The 14,046-nt window shown below is 51.8% G+C and carries 4 protein-coding genes; all 4 read left to right on the top strand.

Annotated elements, in window-relative coordinates; translation table 11 throughout:
* Positions 1-46: 46 nt before the first annotated feature.
* Positions 47-3,421 (top strand): RAP domain-containing protein, encoded by a 3,375-nt coding sequence (locus tag J7438_RS15860; RefSeq protein ID WP_209277321.1) that lies wholly within the window; start codon positions 47-49, stop codon positions 3,419-3,421.
* Between the two features lie 105 nt (positions 3,422-3,526).
* Positions 3,527-7,039 carry an RAP domain-containing protein gene (locus J7438_RS15855; RefSeq protein WP_209277320.1) on the top strand — a complete coding sequence of 1,171 codons (3,513 nt, stop codon included), beginning with the start codon at positions 3,527-3,529 and terminating at the stop codon, positions 7,037-7,039.
* Between the two features lie 105 nt (positions 7,040-7,144).
* Entirely contained in the window at positions 7,145-10,384 is a 3,240-nt protein-coding gene (locus J7438_RS15850) for an RAP domain-containing protein (protein WP_209277319.1), read from the top strand.
* Between the two features lie 105 nt (positions 10,385-10,489).
* The gene (locus J7438_RS15845; protein ID WP_209277318.1) at positions 10,490-13,996 is read left to right on the top strand and encodes an RAP domain-containing protein; all 3,507 of its coding nucleotides are present in this window, start codon (positions 10,490-10,492) and stop codon (positions 13,994-13,996) included.
* Positions 13,997-14,046: the final 50 nt, after the last annotated feature.

Genomic DNA, 14,046 nt, shown 5'->3' with positions numbered 1-14,046 from the left:
ACAGCAGTCTGCTTTTTATATTTTCATGAATTAATGAAATATAATTATGGATAGAAGTTCTGCTGGTATCAGTGGTCAATACCCAAGATCAGATAACGGTTACAACCAACCGAATGGTCATGCCCCTTCTTCAATGCGTGGGCGATACCGACATGCCACAGTCAGACAATGGAATCATCCCCCCCGCACGGCACCGGGTCGCAATGAATTTTACCATTCTTCTGGCACACGCTCCTCTCAACATCTACAGTGCCGTTCAATAAACTCTGCTCAAGATTTTAATGCCCTCATCAAACCACAAATAATGGCTGGTCTGATGAGTAAATCGGATCGTTTCGGTCATCGCTATGATGGGCGAGATCACGGCGTATATGCCAGTTCAGTTAAAAAATACACGTTAGCTGCTAAAAGACCGTTAAATCGAGCGGAACAAAGTCAGCTGATCAGTTTGCTGCAAAATTTCACAGCAACCCGGAACTGGAATTGGCGAAGCCTGACGACAACACTGCACTCATTGACTACAGCGGGTGTTTTTACCCTTCATAAACCCATGGATGCGCGAGTTAGACTTACTCAGGCTAACTTATTGTCAACGCTATTTGATGCAATAATATTTAACTGCAACCAAAAGCCTCCAGCCAGGGATATTGATGCCCTGGGAATCGCCAACCTGCTGTGGGCCATGGCAAAACTGGTGGACAACGGACAGGAACGGACACCAGAGCTAAACGGGGCCGTGGTCGCTTTGTTACACCACGTGAACGCACAGAAAGCCCACTTTAAACCACAGGAAGTCACCAGCCTGGTATGGGCCATGGCAAAACTGCTGGACAACGGGCAGGAGCGTAAAGCAGAGCTCAAAGAGGCTATGGCCGCCCTGTTGCCCCTCATCAACGCACAGAAAAACCAGTTTAATGCCCAGGGCGTTGCCAACCTGCTGTGGGCCATGGCGAAACTGGTGGGCAACGGGCTGGAGCGTACACCAGGGCTCAAAGAGGCCGTGGCCACGCTGTTGCCCCTCGTGAACGCACAGAAAAACCAACTTAATGCCCAGGGCGTTGTCAACCTGCTGTGGGCCATGGCGAAACTGGTGGACAACGGGCTGGAGCGGACACCAGGTCTCAAAGATGCGGTGGCCGCCCTGCTGCCCCTCCTGAATGCAAAGAAAGACCAATTTAACGCCCAGGGCATTGCCAACCTGCTGTGGGCCATGGCGAAACTGGTGGACAACCAGCTGGAGCGGACACCAGGACTCAACGAGGCCGTGGCCGCCCTGTTGCCTCGCGTGAACGCACAGAAAGACCAGTTTATTCCTCAGCACATCGCCAACCTGCTGTGGGCCATGGCAAAACTGGTGGACAATAGGCAGGAACAGACACCAGGGCTCAACGAGGCTGTGGCTGCCCTGTTGCCCCTCATGAACGCACAGAAAAACCAACTTAATGCCCAGGGCATTGCCAACCTGCTGTGGGCCATGGCGAAACTGGTGGACAACGGGCTGGAGCGGACACCAGGGGTCAACGAGGCCGTGGCCGCCCTGCTATCCCTCCTGGACGCACAGAAAAACCAGCTCAATGCCCAGAACATTGCCAACCTGCTGTGGGCCATGGCGAAACTGGTGGACAACGGGCTGGAGCAGACGCCTGTGTTCAAAGAGGCCGTGGCCGCCCTGTTGCCCCACGTGAACGCACAAAAAAACCAATTTATTCCGCAGGCTATTGCCAACCTGCTGTGGGCCATGGCGAAACTGGTGGACATCGGGCAGGAGCACACTCCAGGGGTCAAAGAGGCCGTAGCCGCGCTGTTGCCCCACGTGAACGCACAGAAAGACCAATTTATTCCGCTGGCTATTGCCAACCTGCTATGGGCCATGGCGAAACTGGCGGACAACGGGCTGGAGCGGACACCAGGGCTCAAAGAGGCTTTAGCCGCCCTGTTGCCCCACGTGAACGCACAGAAAAACCAATTTATTCCTCAGCATATCGCCAACCTGATGTGGGCCATGGCAAAACTGGTGGACAACGGGCTGGGGCTGACTCCAGAGTTCAAAGAGGCCGTGGTCGCGCTGTTGCCCCAAGTAAATGCACAGAAAGCCAACTTTAAACCACAGGAAATCGCCAACCTGCTGTGGGCCATGGCAAAACTGGTGGACAGCGGGCTGGAGCAAACACCAGAGCTCAAAGAGGCCGTGGCCGCGGTGTTGTCTCAGATGAACGCACAGAAAGCTAACTTCAATCCGCAGGAAATCACCAACCTTCTGTGGGCCATGGCGAAACTGGTGGACAACGGGCAGGAACGGACACCTCGTCTGAAAGAGGCCATAGCCGCGCTGTTGCCCTACGTGCACAGACAGAAAGACCAATTTGTTTCGCAGGGAGTCGCCAACTTGCTCTGGGCCATGGCGAAACTGGTGGACAACAGCCAGGAGCAGACACCAGATTTCAACAAGGCCGTGGCCGCGCTGCTGCCCCACATGAAAGTACAGAAAGCTGACTTTAAACCACAGGGAATCGCCAACCTGCTGTGGGCCATGGCAAAACTGGTGGATAGCGGCCAGGAGCGGACACCAGGGCTCAAAGAGGCCGTGGCCGCGCTGTTGCCCCGCGTGAACGCACAGAAAAACCAATTTAATGCCCAGGGTATTGCCATCACGCTGTGGGCCATGGCGAAACTGGGTGAACTCCTTGAGCTGAACGTGGTTACCTCTACGTTCGAATCGCTTGTCTATCGAATCAGTGAGAACCCTCAGTTTTCTCAGCAAGAGATACAGTTGTCTCTGTGGGGAGTCATGGTATGCTGTGCCAGATTGTTTCTGGATTCCAATGCTAATAAAAGTAACGTGTTTGAAAAGCACATGGGTGACCTGTTCACTCGCCTGGAAAATACATTGCCAGACAACGAAGAGGAACAATCCATCATTACCATGGCGGCAAGTTGGCTTGGCAGAGCCTGTCCTGTCGTTCGCCATTACCACACAAACATTTCAAAAACCCAGGTCGACTTCCGCGATCAACTCAAATCATCTATTCCATTTTTGAAGATCGAAGAGGAAAAGAGTCTGAACTCATTACCTCCGGTTGACCTGCTTCTGCCAGATCACAACATGGTGATTGAAGTTCAGGGTCCCTCTCATTATGTTGGTGGTGATTTCAAAACCAGGAATGGTTCGACTCTGCTGAAAATCGCACTGTTGCAAAAAGCAGGATTTGAGGTCATTGAAATCCCGACTAACCAGCTTTTGAGCAACGATTTAATGAAACCCTATATTGATCGAATAAAGACCAGGATAGACATCCCGCCACAGGCTCATGGCTCTGTATCACTTAAAAGAAGGTGGGCAGGTACTGCATACATTACTGGTGAAGAACATTTAGCAGAGCAAACCAACCCGGCAAAGAGGAAGAAAACAAACAGTCAGTAATCGCCTTCCTCCCATCATGACTCAAATAAACTTTGCCGCACAATGAACTTCCGGGCAGCACAGCAGTCTGCTTTTCATATTTTCATGAATTAATGAAATATAATTATGGATAGAAGTTATGCTGGTATCAGTGGTCAATACGCAAGATCAGATAACGGTTACAACCAACCGAATGGCCATGCCCCTTCTTCAAGGCGTGGGCGATACAGACATGCCACAGTCAGACAATGGAATCATCCCCCCCACACTGCACCGGGTCGCAATCAATTTTACCATTCTTCTGGCACACGCTCGTCTCAACATCTACAGTACCGTTCAGTAAACTCTGCTCAAGATTTTAATGCCCTCATCAAACCAGAAATAATGGATGACCTGGTAAGTCAATCTGATCGTTTCGGTCAACGCTATAATGGGAGAAATCACGGGCAATATGCCAGCTCAATTAAAAAATACACGTCAGCTGTTCAAAGACCGTTAAATCGAGCTGAACAAAGCCAGCTGATGCGTTTGCTACAAAATTTCACAGCAACGCGGAGCTGGAATTGGCGAAGCCTGACGACAACACTGCACTCATTGACTACAGCGGGTGTTTTTACCCTTCATAAACCCATGGATGCGCGAGTTAGACTTACTCAGGCTAACTTATTGTCAACGCTATTTGATGCAATAATATTTAACTGCAACCAAAAGCCTCCAGCCAGGGATATTGATGCTCTGGGAATCGCCAACCTGCTGTGGGCCATGGCAAAACTGGTGGACAACGGACAGGAACGGACACCAGAGCTTAACGAGGCCGTGGTCGCTTTGTTACACCACGTGAACGCACAGAAAGCCCACTTTAAACCACAGGAAGTCACCAACCTGGTATGGGCCATGGCAAAACTGCTGGACAACGGGCAGGAGCGTAAAGCAGAGCTCAAAGAGGCTGTGGCCGCCCTATTGCCCCTCGTCAACGCACAGAAAAACCAATTTAATGCCCAGGCCATTGCCAACCTGCTGTGGGCCATGGCGAAACTGGTGGGCAACGGACTGGAGCGGACACCAGGGCTCCACGAGGCCGTGGCCACGCTGTTGCCCCTCGTGAACGCACAGAAAAACCAACTTAATGCCCAGGGCGTTGTCAACCTGCTGTGGGCCATGGCGAAACTGGTGGAAAACGGGCTGGAGCGGACACCAGGTCTCAAAGATGCGGTGGCCGCCCTGCTGCCCCTCCTGAATGCAAAGAAAGACCAATTTAACGCCCAGGGCATTGCCAACCTGCTGTGGGCCATGGCAAAACTGGTGGACAACCGGCTGGAGCGGACACCAGAACTCAACGAGGCCGTGGCCGCCCTGTTGCCTCGCGTGAACGCACAGAAAGACCAGTTTATTCCTCAGCACATCACCAACCTGCTGTGGGCCATGGCAAAACTGGTGGACAATAGGCAGGAACAGACACCAGGGCTCAACGAAGCCGTGACCACGCTGTTGCCCCTCATGAACGCACAGAAAAACCAATTTAATGCCCAGGGCATTGTCAACCTGCTGTGGGCCATGGCGAAACTGGTGGACAACGGGCTGGAGGGGACACCAGTGCTCAACGAGGCCGTGGCCGCACTGTTGCCCCTCATGAACGCACAGAAAAACAAACTTAATGCCCAGGGCATTGTCAACCTGCTGTGGGCTATGGCGAAACTGGTGGACAACGGGCTGAAGCGGACACCAGGGTTCAAAGAGGCCGTGGCCGCCCTGTTGCCCCACGTGAACGCACAGAAAGACCAATTTATTCCTCAGGGTATCGCCAACCTGCTGTGGGCCATGGCGAAACTGATGGAAAATACACAGCCGCAGACACCAGGGCTCAATGAGGCCGTGGCCGCCCTGTTGCCTCTCGTGAACGCGCAGAAAGACCAATTTATTCCTCAGCATATCGCCAACATGCTGTGGGCCATGGCGAAACTGGTGGAAAACGGGCAGGCGCAGACACCAGAGCTCAAAGAAGCTGTGGCCGCACTGTTGCCCTGCGTGAACACACAGAAAGACCAATTTAATTCCCAGGATATCGCCAACCTGCTGTGGGCCATGGCGAAACTGGTGGACAACGGCCAGAAGCGGACACTAAACCTCTACGAGGCCGTGGCCGTGGCCGTGCTGTTACCCCTCGTCAACGCACAGAAAGCTGACTTTAACCCTCAGGAAATCACCAACCTGCTGTGGGCCATGGCGAAACTGGTGGACAACGGGCAGAAGCAGACACCAGAGCTCAACAAGGCCGTGGCTGCCCTGTTGCCTCACGTGAACGTACAGAAAGACCAGTTTATTCCTCAGCACATCGCCAACCTGTTGTGGGCCATGGCAAAACTGGTGGACAGCGGGCAGGAGCAGACACCAGAGCTCAACGAGGCCGTGGCGGCCCTGTTGCCCCTCGTGAACGCACAGAAAAACCAACTTAATGCCCAGGGCATTGCCAACCTGCTGTGGGCTATGGCGAAACTGGCGGACAACGGGCAGGAGAAGATACCGGGGCTCATGGAGGCCGTAACCGCGCTGTTGCCCCACGTGAATGCACAGAAAGCTAACTTTACACCACAGGCAATCAGCAACCTGCTGTGGGCCATGGCGAAACTGGTGGACAACGGGCACGAGCAGACACCGGAGTTCAACGAAACGGTGGCTGTGCTGTTGACCGGCGTGATCGTACAAAAAGCGAACTTTAACCCCCAGGAAATCGTCAACCTGCTGTGGGCCATGGCGAAACTGGTGGACAACGGGCAGGAGCAAACACCAGGGCTCTACGAGGCGGTGATCACGCTGTTGCCCCTCGTGAACGAACAGGAAGACCAATTTAATGCCCAGGGTATTGCCAACCTGCTGTGGGCCACGGCCAAACTGGGTGAACTCGTTGAGTTGAACGTGGCTATCTATACGTTCGAATCGCTCGTCTATCGAATCAGTGAGAAACTTCAGTTTTCTCAGAAAGAGATATCGATGTCTCTATGGGGATTAATGGTATGCTGTGCCAGGCTGTCTCTAGACTCCAATGCTGATGAAATTAATGTGTTTGAAAAGCACATGGATGACCTGTTGACTCGCCTGGAAAATACCTCGCCAGATAATGAAGATGATCAAACCATCATGATCATGGCCGCCAGTTGGCTTGGCAGAGCGTGTCCGGTCGTCCGCCATTACCAGACAACCATTTCAAAAACCCAAGTCGACTTCCGCGATCAACTCCAATCATCTATTCCATCTTTGAAGATCGAAGAGGAAAAGAGTCTGAACTCATTACCTCCGGTTGACCTGCTTCTGACAGATCACAACATGGTGATTGAAGTTCAGGGTCCCTCTCATTATGTTGATGGTGATTTCAAAATCAGGAATGGTTCGACTCTGCTGAAAATCGCACTGTTGCAAAAAGCAGGATTTGAGGTCATTGAAATCCCGGCTAACCAGCTTTTTGACAACGATTTAATGAAACCATACATTGATCAAATAAAGACCAGGATAGGCATCACGCCACAGGAGCATGGCTCTGTACCACTTAAAAGAAGGTGGGCAGGTACTGCATACATTACTGGTGAAGAACATTTAGCAGATCAAACCAACCCGGCAAAGAGGAAGAAAACAAACAGTCAGTAGTCGCCTTCCTCCCATCATGACTCAAATAAACTTTGCCGCACAATGAACTTCCGGGCAGAACGGCAGTCTGCTTTTCATATTTTCATGAATTAATGAAATATAATTATGGATAGAAGTTCTGCTGGTATCAGTGGTCAATACGCAAGATCAGATAACGGTTACAACCAACCGAATGGCCATGCCCCTTCTTCAAGGCGTGGGCGATACAGACATGCCACAGTCAGACAAAATCATCCCCCCCGCACTGCACCGGGTCGCAATGAATTTTACCATTCTTCTGGCACACGCTCCTCTCAACATCTACAGTGCCGTTCAATAAACCCTGCTCAAAATTTTCATTCCCTCATCAAACCAGAAATAATGGCTGGTCTGGTGAGTAAATCGGAACGTTTCGGTCATCGCTATGATGGGAGAAATCACGGTCAGTATGCCAGTTCAATCAAAAAATACTCATCAGCTGCTCAAAGACCGTTAAATCGAACAGAACAAAGCCAGCTGATGCGTTTGCTGCAAAATTTTACCGCAACACGGAGCTGGAATTGGCGAAGCCTGACGACAACACTTCACTCATTGACTTCAGCGGGTGTTTTTACCCCTCATAAGCCCATGGATGAGCGTGTTCAGCTCACTCAGGTTGCCTTATTGTCGACACTACTTGATGCAATAATATTCAACTGCAACCAAAAACCTGAAGCCAGTGATATTGGTGCTCAGGAAATCGCTAACCTGCTGTGGGCCATGGCGAAACTGGTGGACAACGGGCAGGAGCGGACGCCAGAGTTCAACGAGGCCGTGGCCGTGTTGTTGCCCCATGTGAACGCACAGAAAAAACAATTTATTCCTCAGGGAATCGCCAACCTGCTGTGGGCCATGGCGAAACTGGTGGACAACGGGCAGGAGCGGACACCAGGGCTCATAGAAGCTGTGGCCACCCTGCTGCCCCTACTGAATGCAAAGAGAGACCAATTTAACGCCCAGGGTATTGCCAACATGCTGTGGGCCATGGCGAAACTGGTGGACAACGGACAAGAGCAAACACAAGAGCTGAAAGAGGCCGTGGCTGCGCTGTTGCCCCGCGTGAACGCACAGAAAGCTGACTTTAAACCACAGGAAATCACTAGCCTGCTGTGGTCCATGGCGAAACTGATGGACAACGATCGGAAGTGGGTACCAGGGCTCAAAGAGACTGTGGCCGTGTTGTTGCCCCACGTGAACGCACAGAAAAACCAATTTAATGCCCAAGAAATCTCCAACCAGCTGTGGGCCATGGCGAAACTGGTGGACAAAGGGCAGGAGCGGACACCAGGTCTCAACGAGGCCGTGGCCGTGCTGTTGCCCCACGTGAACGTACAAAAAGCTAACTTTACACCACAGGGTATCGTCAACCTGCTGTGGGCCATGGCGAAACTGGTGGACAACGGGCAGGAGCGGACACCAGAGTTCAACAAGGCTCTGGGCACGCTGATACCCCTCGTGATCGCAAAGAAAGACTGGTTTATTCCTCATCATATCGTCAACCTGCTGTGGGCCATGGCAAAACTGGAGGACAACGGGCAGGAGCGGACACCCGGTTTCAACGAGGCTGTGGTCGCGCTGCTGCCCCTCGTAACCCCACTGAAAGACCAGTTGAGTCCTCAGCATATCGCTAACCTGCTGTGGGCCATGGCAAAACTGGAGGACAACGGGCAGGACCGGACACCAGGTCTCAACGAGACCCTGACCGTACTGTTGCCCCACGTGAACGCACAGAAAGCTGACTTTAAACCCCAGGAAATCACCAACCTGCTTTGGGCCATGGCGAAACTGGTGGACAACGGGCTGGAGCAGACACCAGAGTTCAACGAAGCCGTAGCTGCGCTGTTGCCCTGCGTGACCGTACCAAAAACCAACTTTAATCCACAGCATATCGCTAACCTGCTGTGGGCCATGGCGAAACTGGTAGATAACGGGCAGGAGCAAACACCAGAGTTCAAAAAGGCCGTGGCCGCACTGTTGCCCCACGTGAACGCACAGAAAGACCAATTTACTGCCCAGGGCATCGCCAACCTGTTACAGGCCATGGCGAAACTGGTAGATAACGGGCAGGAGCAAACACCAGAGCTCAACGAGACCATGGTCGCCCTGTTGCCCCGGGTGAACGCACAGAAAGACCAATTTATTCCTCAGCATATCGCCAACCTGCTCTGGGCCATGGCGAAACTGGTGGACAACGGGCAGGAGCAGACACCAGGACTCAACGAGGCCGTGGCGGCGCTGTTGCCCTTCGTGAACATACAAAAAGCTAACTTTAACCCACAGGAAATCGCCAACCTGCTTTGGGCCATGGCGAAACTGGTAGACAACAGGCAGGAGCAGACACCAGGGTTCAACGAGGCCGTGACCCCGCTGATGCCCTTCGTGAATGGACAAAAAGCTAACTTTAAACCACAGGGTATCGCCAACCTGCTTTGGGCCATGGCGAAACTGGTGGACAATGGGCTGGAGCCCTCACCAGGTCTCAAAGAGGCCGTGGCCGCCCTGTTGCCCCTCGTGAACGCACAAAAAACTAACTTTAAACCACAGGAAATCGCTAACCTGCTTTGGGCCATTGCGAAACTAGGTGAACTCGTTGAGCTGAACCTGGTTACCTCTACGTTCGAATCGCTTCTCTATCAAATCAGTAAGAACCTTCAGTTTTCCAAGAAAGAGATATCGATGTCTCTCTGGGCATTAATGGTATGCTGTGCCAGATTGTTTCTAGACTCCAATACCAATAGAAATAACGTGTTTGAAAAACACATGGATGACCTGCTCATTCGCCTGAAAAATACATCGCCAGATAATAAAGAGGATCAATCCATCATTAACATGGCTGCAAGTTGGCTTGGCAGAACCTGTTCGGTCGTCCGCCATTACCAGACAATCATTTCAAAAAACCAGGCCAACTTCCGTGATCAACTCAAATCATCTATTCCATCTTTGAAGATCGAAGAGGAAAAGAGTCTGAACTCATTACCTCCGGTTGACTTGCTTCTGCCAGATCACAACATGGTGATTGAAGTTCAGGGACCGCATCATTATGTAGGTGGTGATTTCAAAACCAGGAATGGTTCGACTCTGCTTAAAATCGCACTGTTGCAAAAAGCAGGATTTGAGGTCATTGAAATCCCGACTAACCAGCTTTTGAATAACGATTTAATGAAACCATACATTGATCAAATAAGGATCAGGGTGAGCATCCCGCAACAGGGTCATGACTCTGTTTCACTGAAAAGAGGTTGGACAAATGCTGCATACGTGACTGCCGAAGAACAGTTAGGAGAGCAAACCAACCCGGCAAAGAGGAAGAAAACAAACAGCCAGTAATCGCCTTCCTCCCATCATGACTCAAGTAAACTTTTCCGCAAAATGAACTCCTGGGCAGAACAGCAGTCTGCTTTTTATATTTTCATGAATTAATGAAATATAATTATGGATAGAAGTTCTGCTGGTATCAGTGATCAATACACAAGATCAGATAACGGTTACAACCAACCGAATGGCCATACCCCTTCTTCAAGGTGTGGGCGATACAGACATGCTACAGTCAGACAATGGGATAATACCCCCCGCGCTGCAACGGGTCGCAATGAATTTCACCATTCTTCTGGCACACGCCCTTCTCAATATTTAATGCGCCGTTCAGTAAACTCTGCTCAAGATTTTAATGCCCTCATCCAACAGGAAATAATGGATGATCTGGTGAGTAAATCGTATCGTTTCGGTCATCGCTATGATGGGAGAAATCACGGGCAATATGCCAGTTCAATTAAAAAATACACGACATCTGCTAAAAGACCGTTAAATCGAGCGGAACAAAGCCAGCTGGTACGCTTGCTACAAAATTTTACCGCAACACGGAGTTGGAATTGGCGAAGCCTGACGACAACACTTCACTCATTTACTTCAGCGGGTGTTTTTACCCTTCATAAACCGATGGATGAGCGAGTTAAACTTACTCAGGCTAACTTATTATCAACGCTACTTAATGCAATAATATTTAACTGCAACCAAAAACCTCCAGTCAGGGATATTGATGCCCAGGGTGTCGCCAACCTGCTGTGGGCCATGGCAAAACTGGTGGACAACGGCCAGGAGCAGACACCAGAGTTCAACGAGGCCGTGGTCGCTTTGTTACACCACGTGAACGCACAGAAAGCTCACTTTAAACCACAGGAAGTCACCAACCTGGTGTGGGCCATGGCGAAACTGGTGGACAACGGCCAGGAGCAGACACCAGATCTCAAAGAGGCCATGTTCGCTCTGTTGCCCCACGTGAACGTACAGAAAGACCAATTTATTCCTCAGGCTATCTCCAACCTGCTGTGGGCCACGGCGAAAATGGCAGACAACGGGCAGGAGCATACACCAAGGCTCAAAGAGGCCGTGGCTGCGCTGTTACCCCGCGTGAACGCACAGAAAGCTCACTTTAAACCACAAGAAGTCACTAACCTGGTGTGGGCCATGGCGAAACTGGTGGACAACGGGCTGGAGCGGACACCCGGGCTCAAAGATGCTGTGGCCGCCCTGCTGCCCCTCCTGGACGCACAGAAAAACCAACTTACCGCCCAGGGTATTGCCAACCTGCTGTGGGCCATGGCGAAACTGGTGGACAACCGGCTGGAGCGGACACCAGGGCTCAACGAGGCCGTGGCCGCCCTGTTGCCCCTCGTGAACGCACAGAAAAACCGATTTATTCCTCAGCATATCGCCAACCTGCTGTGGGCCATGGCGAAACTGGTGGACAACGGGCAGGAGTGGACACCGCAGCTCAAAGAGGCCGTGGCCGTGCTGTTGCCACAAGTGAACCCAGAGAAAGCTGACTTTAAACCACAGGAAATCGCCAACCTGCTGTGGGCCATGGCAAAACTGGTGGACAACGGACAGGAGCTGACCCCAGAGCTCAACAAGGCCGTGGCCGTGCTGTTGCCCCAAGTGAGCGCACAGAAAGCCAACTTTACACCACAGGGTATCGTCAACCTGCTGTGGGCCATGGCGAAACTGGTGGGCAACGGGCCACAGTGGACGCCAGGGTTTAACGAAACCGTGCCCGCGCTGTTGCCCCACGTGAGCACACAGAAAGCCAACTTTACACCACAGGGTATCGCTAACCTGCTGTGGGCCATGGCGAAACTGGTGGACAACGGGCTGGAGCGGACACCAGAGTTCAAAGAGGCCATAGCCGCGCTGTTGCCCCACGTGAACACACAGAAAGCTAACTTTAAACCACAGGAAATCACCAACCTGCTATGGGCCATGGCGAAACTGGTGGACAACGGGCAGGAGCAGACAACAGAGCTCAAAGAGGCCGTAGCCGCGCTGTTGCCCCACGTGAATGCACAGAAAGATCAATTTAATGCCCAGGATATCGCCAACCTGCTGTGGGCCATGGCGAAACTGACGAACGAAGGGCAGGAGCGGAGACCAGAGCTCAAAGAGGCCGTGGCCTCGCTGTTGCCCCACGTGAACGCACAGAAAGACCAGTTTATTCCTCAGCATATCGCCAACCTGCTGTGGGCCATGGCCAAACTGGTGGATAACGGGCAAGAGCACACACCAAGGCTCAAAAAGGCCGTGGCCGCGCTGTTGCCCTGCGTGAAAGCACAGAAAGACCAATTTAATGCCCAGGGTACCGCCAACCTGCTATGGGCCATGGCGAAACTGGTGGACATCGGGCAGGAGCAGACACCAGAGCTCAAAGAGGCTGCGGCCGCGCTGTTGTCCCACGTGAACGCACAGAAAGCTAACTTTAAACCACAGGGTATCGCTAACCTGCTGTGGGCCATGGCGAAACTGGTGGACAACGGGCTGGATCGGACACCAGTGCTCAAAGAGCCTCTGGTCGTGCTGTTGCCCCACATGAATGGACAGAAAGACCAATTTATTCCCCAGCATATCGCCAGCCTCCTGTGGTCCATGGCGAAACTGGTGGACAACGGACAGGAGCGGACACCAGAGTTCAACGAGGCAGTGGCCGCGTTGTTGCCCCAAGTGAACATACAAAGAGACCAATTTAATGCCCAGGATATCGCCAACCTGCTGTGGGCCATGGCGAAACTGGTAGACAACGGACAGGAGCAGACACCAGGGCTCAAAGAGGCCGTGGACGCGCTGTTGCCCCTCGTGAACGCACAGAAAGACCAATTTAATGCCCAGGGTATTGCCAACCTGCTGTGGGCCACGGCCAAACTGGGTGAACTCGTTGAGCTGAACGTGGCTACCTCTGCGTTCGAATCGCTTGTCTATCAATTCAGTGAGAATATTCAGTTGTCTCAGCAAGAGATATTGATGTCTCTCTGGGGAGTAATGGTATGCTGTGCCAGTTTGGCTTTAGACTCCAATGCCAATAAAAATAACGGGCTTGAAAAGCACATGGATGGCCTGTTGAGTCGCCTGGAAAATACTTCGCCAGATAATGAAGAGGATCAATCCATCATGATCATGGCTGCAAGTTGGCTTGGCAGAGCCTGTCCGGTCAGCCGCCATTACCAGACAACCATTTCAAAAACCCAGGCCGACTTCCGCGATCAACTCCAATTATCTATTCCATCTCTGAAGATTGAAGAAGAAAAGAGTCTGAACTCATTACCTCCGGTTGACCTGCTTCTGCCAGATCACAACATAGTGATTGAAGTTCAGGGACCGTCTCATTACGTGGGTGGTGATTTCAAAACCAGAAACGGTTCGACTCTGCTTAAAATCGCACTGTTGCAAAAAGCAGGATTTGAGGTCATTGAAATCCCGACTAACCAGCTTTTGAATAACGATTTAATGAAACCATACATTGATCAAATAAGGATCAGGGTGAGCATCCCGCCACAGGGCTATGGCTCTGTTTCACTTAAAAGAGGGTGGACAGACGCTGCATGCGTGACTGCCGAACAACATTTAGCAGAGCAAACCAACCCGGCAAAGAGGAAGAAAACAAACAGCCAGTAATCGCCTTCCTCTCATCATGGCTCAAATAAACTTTTCCGCAAAATGAACTT

It is taken from the genome of Thalassotalea sp. G20_0, from assembly GCF_017744175.1.
Lineage (GTDB): Bacteria > Pseudomonadota > Gammaproteobacteria > Pseudomonadales > Endozoicomonadaceae > Endozoicomonas.
The sequence above is the reverse complement of the archived record's forward strand: the minus strand, read 5'-3'. Positions and strand labels throughout refer to the sequence as shown.

Coding starts and splice junctions, on each gene's coding strand:
- J7438_RS15860 (WP_209277321.1), top strand. CDS start 47: ATGGATAGAAGTTCTGCTGGTATCAGTGGTCAATACCCAAGATCAGAT.
- J7438_RS15855 (WP_209277320.1), top strand. CDS start 3,527: ATGGATAGAAGTTATGCTGGTATCAGTGGTCAATACGCAAGATCAGAT.
- J7438_RS15850 (WP_209277319.1), top strand. CDS start 7,145: ATGGATAGAAGTTCTGCTGGTATCAGTGGTCAATACGCAAGATCAGAT.
- J7438_RS15845 (WP_209277318.1), top strand. CDS start 10,490: ATGGATAGAAGTTCTGCTGGTATCAGTGATCAATACACAAGATCAGAT.